This is a genomic window from Streptomyces sp. NBC_01241 (assembly GCF_041435435.1).
Classification (GTDB): Bacteria; Actinomycetota; Actinomycetes; order Streptomycetales; family Streptomycetaceae; genus Streptomyces.
The window spans coordinates 6,685,822-6,705,827 of the sequence record NZ_CP108494.1 but is presented as its reverse complement, the minus strand read 5'-3'; the positions used below and the strand labels follow the sequence as shown (position 1 = coordinate 6,705,827).

The window sequence follows — 20,006 nt, the reverse complement described above, 5'->3', positions numbered from 1 at the left end:
CGCTCCGCTCCACCGACCAGGACCAGGAGGGAATCGACAGGTGACCGTACGCAACAACTACTTCCGTGTACTCGTCCAGGAGCGGCGCTGGACCTATGAAGCTCTGTGTATCCAGTGGAAGAGGGCGCGCGAGGAGCTGGCGGAGAAGGACGGTGACCCGCGCCTGGCCAGTGTCGACCTTCCCCGCCGGACCTTCGACCGGTGGATGAAGGGCGAGCTCAGCGAGCGGGGCCCCCGTCCCGACTCCGCCCGCGTTTTGGAACATCTCTTCGGCATGACCACCGCGGTCCTCTTCGGCCCGCCCCCGGACCGCACCACCGCCCAACAGCAGACTGCGGTCTCCGCGCCCGTTGTTACCAGTGGCGGTTGGGGAAGCCCCGGCGAAATCATTCTCCAAGCGCAGGAGCTGACCACCAGCAACACTGATCCCGCCCTGCTCACTCTGGCGTCGGAGTCTATCGAGAGCATCGTCCAGCGGTACGAGGACCAAGGCCCCCAGCAACTCGCGGGCGAAGCCCGGCTGCTCCGGAACCTGGTGCGCACCCTCCTACTGGGACGGCAGACCTCTGAGCAGCGACAGCAGCTCTTCGGCCTGGCTGCCCGGTCGACCGGCCTGCTGGCTTACATGGCGGTCAACGCCGGACACGCCGACGTGGCCGAGGCGTACTGCATAGAAGCCGAGGCGTTCGCCGACCAAGTCGGCGACGTGGGAGCGAAGATGTGGATTTTGGGCACCCGGGCCCTGAACCTCTATTACGTCGGCGACTACGCCGCCTCCGACGCTGCGGCTGCCCAAGGGATCGCGCTGTCACCGCAGAGTCCCCAGGCGATCAGACTCTGGGTGAACGGCCGCGCCCGGGCCCTGGCCCGGCAGGGTGACCCCCGCGGAACTGTGCGAGCAATCGGGCGAGCACTCGACCTGAGCGACCAGCAGCAGCAGCTCCCCGGCGGTGTCACCTCCTGCATCTCCTTCGAGGCGTACAGCCCCGCGCGTACGCTCGCCAACGCCGTTACGGCCCACCTGTCGACCGGCGACATCGCTAAGGTCCTTGAGTGCGCTGGGCAGATCGAAGAGCTGGTTGAGCAGTCACCCTCGCAGTGGACCCGGACGCTGGTGTCCCTGGACGTCGCTACCGCGTTGCTGCGGCAGGGTCGGCCCGATCTGGAGCAGGCGTTGTCTCTGGGCACCCAGGCTCTGCATACCAGCGGCAGCGCGCCCATCCATTCGGTGTGGCAGCGCGCTACCGAACTCCTCCGGCACACCGGCAAGTGGCAGGCCGAGCCCGTCGTGCGCGACTATGCCAGTGAACTGGCGGCCCTGAACTACCAGCCGGCCGTCCAGGCGGAACCCGACGCGCGGCCGTGACCGACGGCCCGAGCCTCCAAGGAGATCTCTGGTGATGACCCCGCTGATCGACGACAGCAGGGCCTTCCCCGCGGCGCCGCCTCCTGACCTGGACGATCCCCAGAAGATCGCTTCGAACGACTGGGATGCCTTCCGGGCCGTGGAGAGGATGACCAATCACTGGGAGCGACCCGGGTGGGCCCCAGGACACCGGGCCTACTACTGGATGCTGGCCTTCCCCGAGGAGCCGGAGCTGATCGCCCAGGCACGCTCGTGCCAGCAGGCCCTGAAGGGCCTGGACATGGACGAGGTACCCTCCGACGGACTGCACATCACTCTGAACAAGATCGGGAGCTGCGCGGACATCGAACCCGGCGCGGTGGACGCCCTCGCCCAACTGGCAGACGGCACGCTCGGTGGCGGCTTCGAGATCCGCGCCGAGCCTATGGCCGGGTCCACGGGAGCCATCCGGTTCAGCGTCACGCCGTGGACACCATTGGTGGAGTTGCACGCCGCCCTGCACCGCGCGGGACAGCGCGCCGGCGTCCCAGGCGGAAAGCCGAGCAGTCTCTTCCGCCCCCACCTCGGAATTCTCTACAACAACCGGGTCCGCCATGCCGCACCCGTGATCGACGCCGTGGCCCTTCTGAGGAACCGCCCCTCCATCGCGCTCCCGGTTGAGCGGGTCGACCTGGTCGAACTGCGCCGGGAAGGACGTACGTACCGATGGCGCGTCCTGCACAGCCTGGCCCTGCCGGGCCGGCCGCCCACCCGCTGACTTCAGCGGCGCAGCTCGTACGGGAATTGGGGGCGCCGGTAGGTACCGGCGCCCCCAATTCCCGACTCAGCTGCGCCTTGCCACGCGAACGCTCCGGGCCTTGAGCGCGATCTCGGCTGCTTCCACGTCCGGGCTGGACCTTGCCGTGACCGCCGCCCCGACCGGCAGCCAGGCCCGGTCGTCCCGCTGGAAGACGCTGCGCAGGAGCTGCGACCACTGGAGTCTGCCGTTGGGTGCCGCACACCCGACCAGGCCGTAGTACGGCCCGCGCGGGAACTCCTCCAGCCGCGCGATCTCGGACAGCCCTTCGGCGGACGAGGCCCCGGTGGGCAACACGCCCAGTAGGACGCTGGACGGATCGCTTCCGGGCTTGGGCTCCACCGTCAGCCGGGTCATCCCGTGGACCAGTTCCTCGAGTCTCAGGAACTTCGGGGGCCCCGCGCTGACTGCGGCGAATTGGCTGTAGGAACTCAGCAGCGAGTCGATGGACGACCGGTGCTCTTCGATGAGGCGAAGATCCCAGTCCAGCGGTCGTCGACTGGCAGGACTGTGTCCGGACGTACCGGACAACTTGTGGCAGGTGAAGTGTTCCAGCGAGCCGTCGACAAGGAGTTCCGGACTGGTTCCCGCGAACTCCAGGCCGCCGTGGTGGCAGTAGAACGAGCGGGACACTCCATGAGCGTCGGCCTGTCCCGCAGCCATGGTGGAGATCAGGTCCACCGGTCCATTCCAGCCGTGCCGCGTCGCGACCGTCAGCCGGCGGCCCGGCACCTGCCCCACCCACCCCAGGGCGTCGGCGACCATGATGCGGAAGCGATCAACGGTGTCGTCGGTGAGCGGGGGCGGAGAGCCTGAGCTAGTGGCACGCTGCCTTCCTCGCGGCAGTTGCAGCAAACCGGACGCGGACGTGGCACTGCCGTCATCCCTGATCATCAGGACGGAATCCGGGGTGAACAGCATCACTTCCGGATCGGATCCGACGGCCAGCGTGCTGCAGCGGCTGTGGTGTGCCCCGAACCCGATGTACCCCATGACCCACCGGCCGTCAGCGGCTTCGAAGAAGGACCGAAGTCCGGCGAGCAGGGACTCCGGCGTTGTCGCTTCCCGGCCGGGAAGCGACAACGAGCACACTCCGCGGGTGACTTCCAACTGCCCCTCGCTGCCCACACCGATGACGACGCGTCGGCGCGAGCCGTAGCTGAAGACCGTGTTCGAGGGGTCTTCGACGCGATGCCCGGCGAGCGCTGGCCGGGCGTGCCTGCGGGCATCAGAGATCAACTGGGCTCATTCCCATGTAGTCCAGGAGGAAGCTGAGGTGGCCCGTGAGGAAGGCAACCGTCCGGGGGTGGTTCTCGCTCGCGCAGACAGCCGCCACCTCCTGGACCGTCAGCATGCCGCCGAACTGCTCGTTGCGCTCCAGGAGCTTTTGCCGTGAGATCTCTTCCAGGATCTCGGAGACACGGCCCCACTGCTCCTCGTCCAGCCCCGCGTCGCGGGCGGCCTGGAAGCGGCCGAGCAGGTGCCGGGTCTCGTCGTCGATCGTCCGATCAGCGACCGCGAGCACCTCGCAGTCCACCTCACGGGAGAGGTCCAGCAGGTTCTCCGCGGAGCGGATCCCGAAGTAAAGCCCCAGACCGCCGCCCTCGGACAGGTCGACCGCGATGGCGCCGAGCTTGTCGTCGCGGTAGCCCAGGCGCAGCTCGGTGAGCGCGGACCCCTCCCTCAGCTTCCCGAGTTCGGCGATCGCCGGCGGGGGCGTGGAGGACTCGATGAGAAGGAACAGATCGTGCAGCTGGGCGTAGTGCCGGAGCTCGTCGGAGGCGAAGCTCAACTTGGTGTAGGTGCTCCTCAGCGGGGAGGGTGCGACCGCCCCGTGGCCCAGCGGTGCGACCTCTTCGGCCACTTCGGCGATCATGCTGGCCACGGTCGTGTGCCGGGGACCGTAGACCCCGCTGCCGGTCCACTCCTTGAACATCTGGTGCCCGACCCAGACCTTGTCGGAGCCGGTGTTCCTGGCGCTGGAACCGAAGTAACGCAGGGCGATCTCGTGCTCCGCAGCCCAGTACGGGGCGCTCATGCGCAGCGCCTGCTGGATCGTTCCCATGGGACCTCCGTGGTTGTGTGCGAGGGGACGCGCCGCCCGGCTATGAGGCGGCACGTTCGGGGATGCGCTCGGGCAGGAGATGGCCGAAGGCGTGGTCGGCGGCATCGAGCAGCTCCCCGAGGGACAGGTGCGACTCGGCGACGTGCCGGGGTACGCCGTGGCGCTCCAGGACGAAGCGCAGCATCGGAGCCCGCTGCCGGTAGCGGGCGGGCAAGCCGGGCGTGGGGCCGGCGGGGTTCCGCCAGCCGGGCACGATGGGCCCGGGGGTCGTCGGGAGCAGCGCGCGGCGTAGGGCGCTCTTGTCCGGGACCAGTTCGAGTACGGCGAGGGTGTGACCGGGTAGCTTCCTCAGCACGTTCAGCAGGTGCTCGGCCTGCACCGCGGTGGCCGGGTAGCCGTCGAGGACGAGGGTGTCGGCCGACCGGCTCAGGACGGCCGAGCGCATCAGCCGGCACGCCAGCGGTCCCGGTATGTGGCCGAGCGGGTCGCTGGTGTCCCGCACGGCCGCGGCTATCGCCGGGCTCGTGGATCCTCGCTGCTCGGTGAGGTCCGCCAGCGCGAGAACCTGTCCGTCATAGCGGCGGGCGAGGGCCCCGGCGACGCTGCTCACCTCTGGTCCGGGCGGCCCGATGACCGCTAGGACGGTGGCCGGCCGGCGATCTCCGGGCTGCGCGGTCACACCGTCACCTCCACACGGCGGTAGGCATCGCCGGTGGCATGGAGTTCGTTGCGTATCCGGCCATAGGTGTCGTCGACGAAGGCGAGCTCTTCGTGCGTCAGCGGCTCTCCGAGGCATGAGTAGTTCTCGCGGATTTGCTCGGGAGTGGTGAAGCCGACGATCACCGCTGTGTGGTCAGCCTGTTGGAGGCTGTATCGCAGGGCGACGCGGACCAGGGCCTGCGGGTGGTGGCCGAAGCGCTCGCGCAGCGTCTCCAGGCCGCGGTCGATGATTTCGAGGCCAGGATTCGAGAACCACCGCTTGTGCCGTCGGTGGTCGCCGGGGCCGAACACGGCGGGAGCGCCCGGGTGGTACTTGCCGGTCAGCAGCCCCTGGGCGAGGGGCTCGGTGAGCATCAGCGAGACACCGTGGCGCGCGGTGAAGCTGAAGAGGTCCTCGCCGTCGACCAGGGTCGGCGGGCTCAGCGGGTTGCAGCGGGTCCAGAGCACATCGGGGCGCAGCAGACGGAAGATCTTGGCGAAGCGGGCGCCGCGTACGTCCGCCGCGTCCCTACGGTCGGAGGCGAGCGGGTGGGGTCCACGCATGCCGATGGCCTTGATGTACTCGGCTTCCCGCAGGGCGTGCATCTGGTTGATGGCGACGTGCAGGTAGTCGTCGTCGTCCCCGAAGTCGAGGGTATGGAGGAAGTAGGCGTCCAGATACTCGACGCCCAGGTTCTCCATGCTCTGCTCGAACTGGTGGCGGAGTTTGGGGCCCGCGTAGGGGTGAGGTGCCGTGCCCCGTACCCATCCGATCTTGCTGGCGATATGCACAGATTCCCGGTCGACCTCTTTGAGGAGCCGTCCCAGCAGCCGTTCGGAGTGTCCGTGCCCGAACACGTCCGCCGTGTCGAAGAAGTTGGCGCCGTGCTCCACCGCGGTCCGCAGACCATCAAGTGACTGCGCGTCGTCGACAGAGCCCCAGCCGACCGGGTTGCCCGCGTTGACCGTGGGCCCTCCAATCGCCCAGCAGCCGACTCCGAGCGGATTGACGGTCAGTCCGGGCGCGATGTGTCGCGGCTTGAGATCGAGGGCGGTCATCGTGAGCTGTTCTCCTGGGGCGCAATGGTGAACACCGCGACCACCGCCTTGCCGCCGGCCGTGGTCGGTTCGGCGAACCACTCCTCGGTCAGTCGCGCGACGATGCTGAGCCCGCGGCCGTTCTCGTCGGACTTATTCGCAGACTTGACGGCCACCGCAGCGCAGTTCCCACCCGCGTCGAACACCCGCACCGTGGCACGGTCCCGGTCCACTTCCAGCAGGAGGACCCCGATGCCCGGGGTGTGCCGGAGGGCGTTGGTAACCAGCTCGTCCACGACCAGGACCATGTCGTCGACCGTCGCCGGGTCCGCCCTACCCCCCAATACCGTGAGGATCTGGGTGCGCGCGGCCTTGGTCGGCCATTCACTGGCGCTCAGGTCGAGACGGTGCTCTTCGGGTACGTGGTCGAGACGACCGGACGGTTTCAGTGCAGCCGGCAGGGGTGGCACCATCGTCTCCCTCGTGCACGTGCGGTGACCGCCGGAGGGCAGAGCCCGTCAGCGGAGGGCCCGGTGAAGGCCCACTTCCACGGTGCGGGAATCCCAATGGCGTCGGTACGCCATTGGGTTGCCACTCCACTGCCATTTCGTTCCGTGACAAGAGCAGTGGATGCGGCTCATTTGAGAAGAATCATGTGCTTTGCCGGGATGGGTGGGAGTGCTGTGCTCGCCGCCAAGTGGCAGAGAAGTGGCAGACGAATGGCGTACCGACGCCATACAGATCGGGCGAACGTAGATGCCAGCGGCCCTCGGGGAGCTGACGTACGAGCAGTTCTCGAGGGCGGCATTCAGCGGGCGTCCGGCCGGACGGACCGCGCACCGATCCGTTCCTCAGCCGGAGGCTGCCGTGTCCTTACCTTCCACGCCCGTGTCGCGGAGGCCCCCCACCCAGTGCGGCACCCTTGTCATCGGTGCCGGCCCGGCGGGGCTGCTCGCCGCGATCCGCGCGGGAGCCACGGCTGGTGGCGTCGTCGTCCTGGACCAGGGCGACGACATCGACGGGCGCATCCGGGCCCGCGAGCTGGGCGAGGACGAGAAGCGCACCATCACCTCGGGGTTCGGCGGCGCCGGAATGTTCAGCGACGGCAAACTGTGCCTGTCGCACCGCATCGGCTCCACCATCTCCCACCGCTTCCCCCCTCACGAGGTCGAAGCACGGCAGTACGCCATCGACGAGCTCTTCCGCGCCGGCGAGGACGCCCCGCTGCACGGTGCCGACGACGCCAAGGCCGCCGAACTGGCCGAACTGGCCGCAGCCGAGGACCTCGAGTACTTGCACTACCCCGTCCGCCACATCGGCAGCGACCAGCTCATGCGCATGACGTCCGCCCTGCGCCGGCAGGTCGAAGCTGTCGCTCCCGTGCTCTGCGGAATCCGCTGCACCGAGGTTCGGCCCTCACCCGCCGCCAGCCACCGCTGGGAGGTCTGGGTCACCGGCAACGGCTGGACAGAGCCGATGCCGCTGTACGCGGACAACGTGGTGCTCGCACCGGGGAAGATCGGTGCGGCCTGGCTGCGCGCGCTCGGGACCACACTGGGACTGCCCCGGAAGAGCGCCCAGCCCAAACTCGGCTTCCGTCTGGAAGGACCGCGCGAGTTCCTGGATCTGCTGCTGAAGGTCGCCACCGACCCCAAGGTCATCTGGAAGCCCGGCGCCGGGGCCGAAGTCCGCACGCACTGCGTCTGCTTCGGCGGGGACGTCGTCCCGGCTCAGTACCAAGACCTCACCCTGGTCGGCGGACACTCCACCAGCGACCATGGGCACAACCGCAGCAACACCGCGGTGCTGGCCACCGCCGGAGACGCGTTCCCGTTGAGCGCGGAGTTCGTGCGCGACCTCGTCACCCGGATGAACCGCGCCAACGGAGGCCGGGTAATGGCCCAGACACTCGGCGACTTCCTGGCCGGCGTCCCCACCACCGGAACCGTCCCCGACGCTGCGTACGGGTTCGTCCCCAGCATCCCCGATGCCGTCCCCGGGAACCTCGCCGCGCTCTTCCCCCAGCCGATCGTCGTCCTGCTGCGCGACTACCTTCATCGCCTTGCCCGGCTGTGCCCGCAGGTCCTGAACCCCCGCAACATGCTGTACGGGCCGGCCGTCGAGCGCTGGGCCGACCGCTTCGAGGTCGGCGACGACATGCAGGCCCCCGGCCATCCCGGTCTCTACCTGGTCGGTGACGGCCCCGGGCTCACCGGCGGGATCATCGGCGCCGCCGACTCCGGCTGGCTCGCTGGTGACGCGATCACCGCCCGCCGCAGCGTCAACGCCTGGCTCCCCCGGCCCCGCCTCCCAAGGACTCCAGCATGCTGACCTCCGCCCGCACACCCTGCCCGAAGTGGCTGACCTCCGACGAGGCCCCGCTGTGGGACCGAAGTACCTTCTCGCCCGAAGCCTGGACATACACGCTCGCGCGCGAGGAGACCATCGAGATCATCGACGCGCTCACCGTCGCGCAGAACCGGCTCACCGGCCAGGACATGTTCACCGGCCGCTACATCAACCGCGGGGACTTCCCGCTGGGCCACGTCGGCTCGATCCTGGAAGCGATCTCCAGCGAGGTGTCCGACGGCCGCGGCTTCGCCGTGCTGCGCGGGCTGCCCGTCGACCGGCTCGACGAACACCAGAACGCGCTGCTCCTGCGCGGACTAGCCACCTACCTGGGCCCCATCGCCACCCAGAGCCGGGACGGACAGCTCATCCGGCACGTCCGCGCGACCGGTCGCGTGCTGGGCGACGCAACCGTGCGCGGCCATCAGACCGCCGACCGCCTGTGGTTCCACACCGACGGTGCCGATGCCGCAGCCCTGCTGTGCCTGACCGCGTCCGAGACCGGAGGGCTCTCCCGTCTCGCCTCGGCCGCCACGGTCCACAACCAGATGCTGAACGCTTCCCCGACGTGGACCGCCGAACTGTACCAGCCGTTCCACTTCCACATGGCCGGCGGCAACGTGCCCGGCCTGCCCCCCACCTTCATATCGCCGGTCTTCTCCCTCCACCGAGGCCGCTTCTCCACCCGCTACGTCCGGCACACGCTGCTGGAGACCCCCGCCGTCACGGAGGTCCCGCTCCCGAGGGATGCGATGGCCGCCTTCGACCTGCTGGAAGAGATCGCCGACGAGAACAGCGTCGACATGGAACTGCGCGCGGGAGACCTCCAACTGGTCAACAACCACACCGTGCTCCACTCCCGCACCGCCTACCGCGACCCGCAGCCCCCCGCCGAGCCCCGTCACCTTCTCCGGTCGTGGGTCACCTTCCCCCACTACCGCGGCCGCCGGGCCGCAGAGGCCGACGAGTACCTCCGCTTCGGATGGCTCACCGACGACCAGCAACAGCAGCTCGCCACCTCCTGGAAGCCGCCGACCGCTCCCGAGCCGGCCCCCGCCGCATGACCGTGCAACCGTGGCACGCGGACATCGTCGGCAAACTCCACCGCACCGCCCGCCAGCGGCCCGACCACCCCGCCGTGATCGACCGCCACGGCACGACGAGCTTCCGCTCCCTCTACCTGGCCGCCGCCCGTCAGGCCCAGGACCTGGAAGCCCATCCCGATCACGACGCGGGCGTCGCGGTACTGCGCGCCGCACCCAGTGCCGCGTTCTTCATCCAGGTGTGCGCCGCCCTCATGGTGGGCCGCACACCGTTGGTACTGCCCGCCCGCATCCCCGAAAGAGAGGCACTGCGCGACGTGCAGGCGGCAAGGAGAGCTGGCTGCCGCCCGTGGAAGGCGGTCCTGGCCGTATCGAGCCACCAGCAGGTTCCGGTCCTGACGCACGGCGAGTCACCTGCCGCCCCACGCAAGGCCCGCGCTCTGGGCATGCGGCCCGGCGGACGCGCTCTCTTCGCCGCCCCCATGCACCTGAACGGGCCGTTCGAGTTCGCACTGCGCCAGCTCCTCCTCGGCGGCTGCATCATCCTCGCCCCCCGCTTCGAGGCCGAACAGTGGCTGGAGAGCGTCCACGGCCACAAGCCGGACTGGGCGTTCCTGGTGCCGACGCAGATCCAGCAGGTCTGGGACGCACGCCCGCGCCGAGAACTCCGCAGCGCCTGCTCCTCGCTGCGCCTGCTCCTGCATTCCTCGGCCCCGTGCCCGCCCCCGCTGCGCCAGCAACTGGCCGATGTCCTGGGGCCCGAGCGCCTCGCGGAGTACTACGGGACCACCCTGTACGACGGGACCTTCAACCCCTACACCTCTCGCGGCCCCGGCGGAACTCCGCTGCCCGATACCGAGCTACGGATCGTCGACCCCAGCCGCTGGCCCGTAGCGGCCGGCACCCAGGGAACCATCGAGGGCCGCAGCCGGGCCGCACTCATCTCCCACCGCACCGACCAGCTGTGCGCCGGCCGGCCGCAATGGCAGAGCGTCGGCGACCTCGGCAGGCGCATCGGCGACACCGACCGCATCGAGGTCACCGACGTGGCCGTCCCCGGCCGCGCCATCGTGGCGGGCGTCAAGGTCGCCGTGGCCGAGACCCACGACACCCTGTCCGCCCACCCCGCCGTACAGGCTTGCGAAATCCGCATCAGCCCTCACACCCGGTTCGGATCCGTGCTGTCCGCCGTCGTCCACACCGAGGACCCGGCCCTCACCCCATCGGTCCTGCGCACCTGGTGTGCCCAGCGGCTGACACCGCCTCAGCGGCCCCACGCCATCGAGCTGCGCCGGACCACAGCTCCCGATCACACGACCCTGCGAGAAGGACATGCCCGACTGTGACCTGTGCCAGGCCATCAACCCGGACGTCGACGACTGCACTCTGCAACGCCATCTCCATGCCGGTCAGCAACGCGTCGTCGCAGCGAGCGAGTACGCCGCGGCGGTGCCGACCATCGGCGCCTTCGTCCCCGGCTACCTGCTCGTGGTGCCCACCACCCACGTCCTCTCGCTCGGACAGCTGAACGACGACGAACTGGCGGGGGTGGAGGGCATGGCCCACGACCTCGCCGACCAGCTGCACCAGGTCTACCGGCGCCCGATCCTCACCTTCGAGTACGGCCTCAACCTCCCCGCCGGGCGGCGCATCTGCCATGGCCATCTGCACATGCTGCCCAGCACCGCCGACCTCGGCGAATGGCTCGCCGCGCGGGCCCCGGGATACGAGATCGCCAGCTACGCCCAGGTCCCCCGCGGCCCGGACACCTCCTACATCACCGTGCGGGACCAGACCGGCGCCCTGACGTGCCACCCCGTTCCCAACGATGCCTTTCCCCGGATCCGGCTGCGGGAGGTCGTGGCCCGGCTCGATCCGCAGATCGAGGACGCGGCATGGGACTGGCAGGCCCACCCGTTCCCCGAACTGATGCGCGCCACCGTCGACGACCTCACCACCGTCAGGCCGGCGGCCCGCCGGGCAACAGCGTCCCGGGCCGGGACACCCAGGTGAGCGCCGGTCTCGACTTCGCGAGTCTGTGGCGGCGTATCGCCGCAGACCATCCGGAGCGCCCCGCCCTCATCCACGGCGGCAGCACGGTGACCTGGCAGCAGTTTGACGCCCAGGCCGCCACGTTGGCCGCGCATCTCCGCAGCCGGGGCCTCGGCCGCGGGGACATCGCCGCTCTGGCACTGCCCAACCGGCCGGAGCATCTTGTCTGCCTCGCCGCCTGCCTGCGCATCGGCGTCGTACCCGCCAACATCAACTACCGCTACCGGGCCCGCGAACTCGACGGCATTTTCACCTTGCTCACGCCGAGCGCCGTCTTCCTGGCACCCGAACAGCTCACCGAGATGTCTGCCGCCCGCGCCGGACTACCCGGATGCCGGACGTGGATCGCCACGGGCCCGCAGGACCTGCCCGCCTGGACGCAATCGCTGGATCGGATCCTGAGCGCCCAGGGGTCCGCCGGCTCGGACGATCCCTGGGCGTCCTCCCCGGACGACATCTTCATCAAGTGCACCGGCGGCACCACCGGCGGACCCGCCGCGATCTGCTGGCGGGTGGGTGATCTTGCCCGTCATCTCAACGCCCACAATCCGTGGCTGCGCCGCAGCAGCATGGAGACCGCGGGCCCGATCGCCGTCGCGGATGCCCGACTGGTCGTGGCGAGCCCGCTCATGCACGGCTCAGGGCAGACTCGCGCCCTGGGCGCGCTGTGCGCCGGAGGCACGGTGATCACCGTCCCCGAGCCCGGCCCCTCCGCCATCTGGGACACCGTCGCCCAGCACCGCGCCGACACCCTCGCCATCGTGGGCGACCCCCTCGCCCGCCCCCTCGCCACCGCCCTGCACCGCCGGCCCGGCCGCTGGGACCTCTCGCACCTGACCACCATCACCTCATCCGGTGCCGCGTGGAGCCAGCAGGTCAAGCGCAGTCTCCTCGACGCCCTGCCCCACGCACGGCTCATCGAGACGCTCGGCGCCACCGAAGCCACCGGCATCGGCTTCTCCATTGCCACAGCCGACTTCGTGCCGGCCACCGGGACCTTCGATCTCGGCGCCCATGCCGTCGTACTGCGGACCGACGGGACTCCCGCGTCCGTCGGCCAAGACGGCCTCCTGGCCGTCGCCGCGCCCCACCCCCTCGGCATCCACCCCACCGGCGGCCTTCCGGCGAAGCGCTTTCGCGTCAGCGACCGCACGACGTACCTGCTCTCCGGAGACCACGCCCGTCTGGTCGCGGAACGCCGAATCGTCCTGCTCGGCAGGGACAGCGAGTGCGTCAACCTCGGCGGGGAGAAGGTCTACCTTCCCGAGATCACCCGCGTGCTGCTAGCCCACTCCGACGTCCAGGACGCCGCCGTCATACCGCTGGTTCACCCTGTACGCGGCCACACCCTGGGCGCGCTCCTCCACCTGGCGGTCGGTGGCGAGGTGGAAGGCGTACGCCGCTACGCCCGCGGCCAGCTCGCGGACTTCAAGGTTCCGCGCACGATCGTGCGGGTCGCCGCCATCCCGCGCACCGAGGCGGGCAAGCTGGACACCACCGCCGCCCGTACCCACCTTGAGCAGGCACGACGTGCTGCCGCTCCTGTCAGCGAGGAACTCGTCATCGCCCCCCGAGCCCCTGCCACCAGTCCCGGTATCTGGCAGCACCTCACCCAGGTCGCCGAGCGAGAGCAACTCCTCCTGGAGAGTGCTCTGGCCTCCCTGTTCGTCGACCCGGCCCTGGACGACAAGATCGGAAAAGCCCTCGGTTACCCCGAGTGGCCCCAGCCGCTCACCCTCCTGCCGGCCCTGGCCCCCGAGCTGGCCAACGCCACCGAGGACCTGGCGCTCTACCTGGAGGCGTCCGCCGACGCCACCGCAGAAGTGATCGACGCGGTCGCCCAGCATCACTGGCCGAGGCTCGACCGGAACGATCCCGCCGCCGTGGACGCGGTCTGGCTGCTGATGCAGCACGCGGATCTCGCGGGCGACCGCAGAGACGAACTCCTCTACGAAGCGACCCGCAACGTCACCACACGGCTCATCGACGGCCGACACCTGGCGCTGCTGGACGACCGTGTCCAGTCCTTGCACGGACAACCCCAGCGCTACGGCACCTTCGTGCTCGTCCGCGACGAGAAACCCCGCTTCCTCTACCCGCTCGACGGCATCTACGGGAAGGTCGACGAACGGCGCAGACTCATCGGGATGCCCCTGCTGCACGAGGACCTCGGCCACGCCTACAGTCCGATCACGCCCTATGGGGCCGGACGGACCACCGCGGGCAACCGCTTCTCACCCCGGCCGGGTCCAGCCCGCCTGCGCACCGCGGACCCGAACCGGATCCTGCACAGCGAGCCCGTCCCGCCCGAGGCCGTCCCGGTGTACCTCGCGGCCACGCTCCGCCACCGCAACCAGATCCGCCGGCTCCGCGACAGCCTGCCCGCGCCGCTGCACTCCACCTCGCGGTGGCTCGACCTCGACCCGCTCACCCGGCCCAGCTGCCAGTTCGATGCGGGGATAGCGCTCAACCGGCTCGCCGCCCGGTTGTGCCTGGACGACGTCCGCCGCTCCAAGGTGCTGATCGCCATGGGGTTCAGCAGACGCAGCGCGGGGCTGAGCGTGGAAATCGGATGCGCGCTGGCCGCCGGCATCCCGGTCATCTACGTGGGGGAGCCGAGCTGTTCCTTCGACATGCTCCCCGAAGTCACCCTCGTGCCCGACGTGGACGCCGCGATCGAGACCGCGCTCACGTGGACGGGCGACTGATCGCGGTCCACACGGCCTGGCACAGGCGAAGGGGCCGACCCGCGAACGCATCGCGGGTCGGCCCCTCCTTGTCGCGTCCTCAGCCTCGGCGGGGGCTCGTGACGGTCGGCGCGGACATCGCCAGGCCGATCATGTCGGTCCACGCCGCGTCGCCCACGCTGTCCTGGAGTTCCTTTGCCGCGCGTTCGTCGGCCGTCAGCACGCCGAACTCCACCCGGGTGTCGTAGGGCAGGTAGTCGAGCGCCAGGCGCCGGCCGACGTAGTCCAGGACGGACGTGGCCTGCTTGATCTCGGGGTCGTTGGTCAGGCCCGCGGGCTCGAAGCGCATGCTGACGTACTCGCGGACGAACACCTCCAGCGGGACCTGGTGCCGCAGGCCCTGGGTGATGGTCGTGCTGAAGCCGTCCATCAGACCCGCCATGGTCGAACCCTGCTTGGCCATGAAGATCGTGACCGCGGCAGGCCGGCCGTCCTCGGTGCAGGCGACCGTGAGGTAGCCCTTCCCCTCGCCGACGTTGAACGACCGTGTCGTCGACTTCAGACGCCTCGGGGACCGCGGGGGTACCTGTCCAAGGGGGTGCTCCCCGCTCCTCTGCGTACGCGCCATGCCGTCAACGGTTCGGTCCGCCATCGAATGTGTCCTCTGGGTGGTCGAAAAGGGCATAACAGGGCTGACGCCCACAACCTATGGGCATCTGACGTTCGATGACCACAAGATGTGGGATTCCTACCGTAGAGGTGAGGAGCGGTCGGCACCAATCGCGGCGCGCCGAACGCGCGCCCCCAGCACGGTTGTTCCGCTGCCGGGCTGCTCAGACCTCCATGAGGCGGGGAAGGGACCGGACGAGGACGTCGGGGTGTTGCTCCCGGAGCTCCAGGAGCCGCCCCAGCACCCGGCGGCGGAAGTCGGGCCGGCCCGACCAGATCGCGCTCCCGGAGTAGGTGTCACTGCGGGCCCAGTCGCGCTGGCTGCGCCCGTCGTCCTCGCTGGCGCCGAAGAGCGCCTCGTACATGTCGGTGGCCGGGAACGGCGTGAAGAAGTGATGCTTCTGCTCGTTGTGCGGGAGCTGGGCAAGGTCCTTGACGAGACCGAACGTGAGGTCGCTGTCCTCGTCGGTCTCCTGTGGAAGGTCGTGGATCCAGCTGGTGAGCTGGACGATGCCGGCCGCCGACAGCATCCGGCAGCCGTCGATCGTGTGCTGGACCGTCGCGTTCTTCGTCATCAACTCCAGCATCCGGTCGGACCCTGATTCGCAGCCGACGAAGATCGCACTGAAGCCGACCTTCCGGAGCCGTTCGAGGTCGATGTGCCCGGCGAGATTCACGATGTCCTTGGCCCGCATGTTTGCCCGTAACTGGATGCACAGGCCGCGCCGCTCCATCTCCTCGACGATGCCGATCACCCGCTGGGTGTTGGTCGAGAAGTTCGGGTCCATCAGGCTGATCTGGTCCGGCGCGTAGGTCCTCCACAGCGCCTCGACCTCGTCGACGACTCGCTTCGGTGGCAGCCCTTTCCAGCGGCGCAGGCTGGTCTTCGGCTCGCTGCAGAACCCGCAGGGATGCGGACAGCCCCAGGACGTGAGGTAGCTCAGATCCCGGACCCTGTCGGTGTAGTACGCGGTGACAGGGATCAGGGTGTAGTCCAGGGGCGGAACGCTGCTCATGTCCGCCAGCGCGCCGTACGGGGTTTCCAGGATCCGGTCCGCCACCGCACCGCGCAGTGAGATCTCGCGCCTTCCGTCCCGGTAGGCCAGATTCGGGATGGCCGCGAGCGAATCGGAATTGGCGAGACCGCCTTCCCGCTCGGCCAGCTCGGCCAGCGCCACGGCCGCGGCTTCGCCCGGTCCGAGGACGACCACGTCCACCCACCGTTCCCGCAGGATCCCCCGGTAGGCGAGCGAGGCGTGGTAGCCGCCCCACACCACAGGTACGCCCGGCGCGTGCTCGCGCACAGTGCCAATCGCGTCCAGCACGTTGCCGATGCTCGGGCCCGTCATGCACGAAACCCCGACGTAGAGGGCGTCCTTGGCCTCGTCCGCCAGCTTCTTGCGCCAGTCCGGTTCGATCTGGCAGTCGATGATTGCCGGTTCGTGCCCCGCGGCCCGCAAGGCGGTGCCGACCGTCAGCACGGATAGCGGATGCCAAGGGTAGTCGGACTCGCCGGTGGCTAGCGGGTCCACGCCGGCGAACAAGACGATCTTCCCCACTGAAGGTCACACTCCCAGGCCGTAGATAGCAGTCGCAGCCGCACGACAGCGGCCACGGCCCAGCCTCGCGCCGCCGCGATGGCGTCGGTACGCCACGGGCTTGCCACTCCACTGCCACTTCCCCGCCGGACCGGAGACCGAGACCGGAGCGAGTGCTTTCGGGCTTCAGCACCCCGACTGCTCAATCCATTCGAGACCGACCCAAAGCGACTACGGCCCGCCGCAAGTGGCAGTGAAGTGGCAGACGAATGGCGTACCGACGCCACGCGCCAGGCGAAACGCTGATGACGGCGACAACGCGTAATCCGTCGCCGCTGCTGCATCACTACGACGCCCCGACCAATGAGAGATCCGGACCTGTTGGCCATGACGACACAGACGCTCCCGCGCATCACCGGCACCGTCGCTGAGCAGGGCCGACTCCCTGTGCTGCATGGCCCCGACGCGCTCTGGCGGCTCCCGCCCACTCTGCACCCGAACGCCCCGGCGAAGGGGCTGGGCGGCCACGACGGCTGGAACACGGTGACCGTCGCAACAGCCGTCGCATCCGTCACGACGAGATCGGTACCGCGCCCCGCGTACGCCGCCTTCGAGTCGTGCTTCACCCCGGAACCGATCAGCGTCGGCCGCTCCCGTCACACCAGCAGCATCTTCCTACGGCTATGTGAGGTCGCCGATCCTTTGACGGAAAGCGTGGTGCTCTGCATTTCAGAGCTGGTCACTAACGGTGTTACTCACGGCGCGGGAGACGTCTCACTGCGCGTCCGGTGCCGCGAAACCGAGATTCGCGTCGAGGTGATCGACGGCAGCTCAGTGCCGGCGACCAATGCGTTCGGCCAGTGCGGACGCCACGTCGGGGCTGGGCCTGGGTCTCGTAAAGGCCCTCTCAGAAGACTGGGGCGCCAGCAAGGACGGCCGGACAACGTGGTACACGTTCCGAATCCCCGCGGGCAGGCCCTGATGACTGCCGCTGCGAGCAGCGCCGTCGAGGAATTACGGGAAGCCGAGCTACGGACGCCCCGAAGCGTCCAGCCAGTACGTAGCAAGCATCTCGACCGGCCAAGCTGGCTGACGGACGTCGCTTCGAGGCCCCATCTCCTCGAAGTACGGCGCCAGGTCGATGATGGGCGTCCCGTCGACGGCGTCAAGATCCGTCACCAGAAGATCCCGGCCCTCCACTTTCAGCAACCGCGGGTAGCTGGTCGCCAGTTGGTTGGGCCGCCGATGGTTGCGGTGGACGAACGTACCGGTCGCCGGCCACCTCGGGTTCCCTCGGGGGCTACGCGCGTGCAGCTGGACGTCTTCCGGCCGCGCCAGGTGGAAGCGCCACGTCACCGTCAAGTGGGAGAACTCCTCGATGCCCTGCAACGTTTCGAGGGGGTACGCGTCGTTGAGCCGGATGACAGATTCGACCCCGCCCTGGTAGTCGTCCTGAACGCGGGTGTGGCCCCCGACCACCGTTGCGATCGATTCGACCTCGTACGTCGCCATCGGGGCTCGTTCCTCTCCCTCAAAGTTGCGTATTCGGTAGCCGTCACGCGAAGCGACGGGCCTGCTCTGCAGTCAGCCTATGGCGCGCAGCATCTCCCGTGCCCGGCGGTCCAATTCGGCCACGTGACGTCCTCCGCGTTGCCGGACGGGCGAGAGGTCGCTCTGCATCCGCACGATGACATCACGGGCGCGGCCAGACTGGACGCCGGCCATCGCATCGAGCGCCTGGCCCCAGGTAGCGCACGCCTCATCGAGGCGTCCTTGCTGGACCTGGACGGCGCCGAGGTAGCCAAGGGTCACGCTGTGGGTGCGGGCGTATTGCTGCCGGCGGCGGGTGGCAACACTGCGCTGGAAGTGGATCTCCGCGTCGAGCGGCTGGCCCATGTCGCGCAGGGCACAGGCAGTCTCGTGGGCGAGGGAGGCTTCCTGGAAGAAGTCCACGCGGCCCGGCGCATCGTCGTCGTCGGCGCGGGCGAGGTCCCGCTCCGCGCGGCTGATGGCCGCGAGGGTACCGGGCCGGTCTCCGTCGGCCGCGAGCGCTCTGGCGTGAACGATCGCAAGCAGGGCCTTCTCGCGGTGGCTGGCCTGGCCGTAGCGGTCGCGGGACATGGAGGCGTCGGCCAGAGCGCGTGCTCTGGGGAGGTGCCCGAGGTCCACTGCTTGGTGTGCGAGGGCGCGCAGGATGTGGCCAGCGAGTGGTCCGTCCCCGGCTTCTGCCGCGATGCGGGTGGCAAGAGTGAGGTATCGCTGGGCCGTGCGGTGCTCGGAGGCGTCGAAGGCCATCCAGCCAGCGAGGTAGGTCATCTCCGCGACGGCGGAGTAGGTGTCCCGGCGGTGCCGTTCCGTGCGAAATCGGCTGCCGAGCAGGGGGACAGCTTCGTCGCGAAGGTGGCCGGCCAGGGCCGAGCGCCCGGAGGCTCCGCCGCGCTGCTGGTCGCGCGCGGAGTAGAAGTTTGTGAGGTCGCGGACGTCGTCGATGTCGGCCTGGGCCGCCAGCCGGGGGGAGACGGCCGTGCGCCTGGCTGCTGCGGCAGGGGCGGCTGCCCACCACGAGGCGGTGGGCAGGGCGAGGCCGGCGGCGGAGTACGCGGCGGTCGCCAGCAGCTTGCGTCGGTGCATGTCCAAATCGTCGCTTCCCAGCTCGGCCAGCACGGTCAGAGGGTCGACGCTCCAGTCGGAACCGCTGTCGGTCGTGCCTGTCGGCTCTTCTTCCAGCCCGAGGTCTGCCAGGGTGAGGGGGCGGCGGAGCCTGCGGGACAGCGTCTCGCGCAGGATATGCCGCGCTTTTTTGCTGGGCTTCGTGCCCTGGACCCACATGGCGATGTGCGAACGGGAGATGGCCTCCAGCTCCCGTACGCCGCTCTCCGCGGCCACTCGGGCGACCGCGGCGGCTGCTTGGGGCTGGGACCAGCCTGCTTCCCGCAGGAGTGCGGCGAGGGCGACGTTTCGCTCACGGCCCATGGACTGCCCCTCGGTTCCAAAATGATCTTTGACGCCTTTGACGGCCTTGACGGCCGTGCAGGCATACCCCTCGGTGGGGATTCACGGTTCGCTCAACGTAGCGGCCGGATCACTCACTTTGCACGACAGTCGTCGGCTTTCCACGGCGAACCTCACTCAACTTGGCCTGATCCAAACAGGAGTTGCGTCATGCGTCCCTCGCTGGTCCTACATCGGAAACCCTGGCACCGCGCTGGCCGAGGCAGGCTGGGCCGCATCACCATGGAGTCGGCCGATGTGCAGCGCGATCAAGCGGTGGCCGCGGCGGAGACGGTGGCGCTCGTGCTGGACGAGGAGTCGCCGCTGCCGGGGAGCGCGGGCGACGTGGAGGAACTCGCGCGGCGCCTTCGCGGTCACATCAGCCAACTTGCGGTCGTGGTACCGCCAGGAGCGCCCGCGCTGCGCGGCGCGCAGCAGCTCGCTGCGGCGGGCGTCCCCGACGGCTACATGCCCAGCAGGGTGCATCTGGTCAAGCTGGCCGAGGCAACTCAGGCATTTGTCGCGACCGTGCAAGCTCACGGTGTTGCCCCCGCGAAGCCGACGCGGAGATGGCGTTGGTGGAAGCCGCAGATCAACGTGCTGCGCGGCTCGGTCTTCGCCGTTGCCTTCGCCTGCTTGGTTCTGGCCGCGTCGGTGCCCCGGGCATGACCGTCACCGGGGCAGTTCTGATCGCGCTGATTCTCGGCCCGATG

At 69.4% G+C, this 20,006-nt stretch carries 17 protein-coding genes; 8 read left to right on the top strand and 9 right to left on the bottom strand.

Annotated elements, in window-relative coordinates; all coding sequences use genetic code 11:
- Positions 1-40: 40 nt before the first annotated feature.
- Positions 41-1,366, top strand: coding sequence for a hypothetical protein (locus OG306_RS30230; RefSeq protein ID WP_371665881.1), 1,326 nt, complete (start codon positions 41-43; stop codon positions 1,364-1,366).
- Positions 1,367-1,400: 34 nt separating this feature from the next.
- Entirely contained in the window at positions 1,401-2,123 is a 723-nt protein-coding gene (locus OG306_RS30225) for a 2'-5' RNA ligase family protein (protein WP_371665880.1), read from the top strand.
- Positions 2,124-2,189: 66 nt separating this feature from the next.
- On the opposite strand, the gene OG306_RS30220 is transcribed toward OG306_RS30225, so the two are convergent.
- Genes OG306_RS30220 through OG306_RS30200 form a run of 5 tightly spaced genes read right to left on the bottom strand, consistent with a single transcriptional unit; the run spans position 2,190 to position 6,437 of the window.
- A complete protein-coding gene (locus OG306_RS30220) occupies positions 2,190-3,401 on the bottom strand; it encodes a chorismate-binding protein (protein WP_371665879.1) in 1,212 nt (403 codons plus the stop codon).
- Positions 3,391-4,227: a hypothetical protein gene (locus OG306_RS30215; protein ID WP_371665878.1), complete on the bottom strand. Its 837-nt coding sequence runs from the start codon at positions 4,225-4,227 to the stop codon at positions 3,391-3,393. The genes OG306_RS30220 and OG306_RS30215 overlap by 11 nt, the downstream gene beginning before the upstream one ends.
- A 40-nt stretch (positions 4,228-4,267) precedes the next feature.
- The gene (locus OG306_RS30210; RefSeq protein ID WP_371665877.1) at positions 4,268-4,906 is read right to left on the bottom strand and encodes a nucleoside monophosphate kinase; all 639 of its coding nucleotides are present in this window, start codon (positions 4,904-4,906) and stop codon (positions 4,268-4,270) included.
- Entirely contained in the window at positions 4,903-5,985 is a 1,083-nt protein-coding gene (locus OG306_RS30205) for an aldo/keto reductase (protein WP_250993271.1), read from the bottom strand. Before OG306_RS30205 ends, OG306_RS30210 begins: the two co-directional genes overlap by 4 nt.
- On the bottom strand, positions 5,982-6,437 hold the full coding sequence (locus tag OG306_RS30200) for an ATP-binding protein (RefSeq protein ID WP_371665876.1): 456 nt from the start codon (positions 6,435-6,437) through the stop codon (positions 5,982-5,984). Before OG306_RS30200 ends, OG306_RS30205 begins: the two co-directional genes overlap by 4 nt.
- 415 nt (positions 6,438-6,852) lie before the next feature.
- On the opposite strand from OG306_RS30200, the gene OG306_RS30195 reads away from it, so the two are divergent.
- Genes OG306_RS30195 through OG306_RS30175 form a run of 5 tightly spaced genes read left to right on the top strand, consistent with a single transcriptional unit; the run spans position 6,853 to position 14,116 of the window.
- A complete protein-coding gene (locus OG306_RS30195; protein ID WP_371665875.1) occupies positions 6,853-8,295 on the top strand; it encodes an FAD-dependent protein in 1,443 nt (480 codons plus the stop codon).
- Positions 8,289-9,377 (top strand): TauD/TfdA family dioxygenase, encoded by a 1,089-nt coding sequence (locus OG306_RS30190; RefSeq protein ID WP_371665874.1) that lies wholly within the window; start codon positions 8,289-8,291, stop codon positions 9,375-9,377. The genes OG306_RS30195 and OG306_RS30190 overlap by 7 nt, the downstream gene beginning before the upstream one ends.
- Entirely contained in the window at positions 9,374-10,702 is a 1,329-nt protein-coding gene (locus OG306_RS30185) for a class I adenylate-forming enzyme family protein (RefSeq protein ID WP_371665873.1), read from the top strand. Before OG306_RS30190 ends, OG306_RS30185 begins: the two co-directional genes overlap by 4 nt.
- Positions 10,689-11,369: an HIT family protein gene (locus tag OG306_RS30180; protein ID WP_371665872.1), complete on the top strand. Its 681-nt coding sequence runs from the start codon at positions 10,689-10,691 to the stop codon at positions 11,367-11,369. The genes OG306_RS30185 and OG306_RS30180 overlap by 14 nt, the downstream gene beginning before the upstream one ends.
- Entirely contained in the window at positions 11,366-14,116 is a 2,751-nt protein-coding gene (locus OG306_RS30175) for an AMP-binding protein (RefSeq protein WP_371665871.1), read from the top strand. The genes OG306_RS30180 and OG306_RS30175 overlap by 4 nt, the downstream gene beginning before the upstream one ends.
- A gap of 79 nt (positions 14,117-14,195) precedes the next feature.
- On the opposite strand, the gene OG306_RS30170 is transcribed toward OG306_RS30175, so the two are convergent.
- From OG306_RS30170 to OG306_RS30155, 4 genes are all read right to left on the bottom strand, one after another.
- Positions 14,196-14,723 (bottom strand): ribonucleoside-diphosphate reductase, encoded by a 528-nt coding sequence (locus tag OG306_RS30170; protein ID WP_250993278.1) that lies wholly within the window; start codon positions 14,721-14,723, stop codon positions 14,196-14,198.
- Positions 14,724-14,928: 205 nt separating this feature from the next.
- Positions 14,929-16,323: a B12-binding domain-containing radical SAM protein gene (locus OG306_RS30165; RefSeq protein WP_371665870.1), complete on the bottom strand. Its 1,395-nt coding sequence runs from the start codon at positions 16,321-16,323 to the stop codon at positions 14,929-14,931.
- Positions 16,324-17,331: 1,008 nt separating this feature from the next.
- On the bottom strand, positions 17,332-17,814 hold the full coding sequence (locus OG306_RS30160; protein WP_371665869.1) for an SAM-dependent methyltransferase: 483 nt from the start codon (positions 17,812-17,814) through the stop codon (positions 17,332-17,334).
- A 72-nt stretch (positions 17,815-17,886) separates the two neighbouring features.
- The gene (locus OG306_RS30155; protein WP_371665868.1) at positions 17,887-19,275 is read right to left on the bottom strand and encodes a Tat pathway signal protein; all 1,389 of its coding nucleotides are present in this window, start codon (positions 19,273-19,275) and stop codon (positions 17,887-17,889) included.
- A 189-nt stretch (positions 19,276-19,464) separates the two neighbouring features.
- On the opposite strand from OG306_RS30155, the gene OG306_RS30150 reads away from it, so the two are divergent.
- A complete protein-coding gene (locus OG306_RS30150) occupies positions 19,465-19,962 on the top strand; it encodes a DUF6415 family natural product biosynthesis protein (RefSeq protein ID WP_371665867.1) in 498 nt (165 codons plus the stop codon).
- The last annotated feature ends 44 nt before the right edge of the window (positions 19,963-20,006 follow it).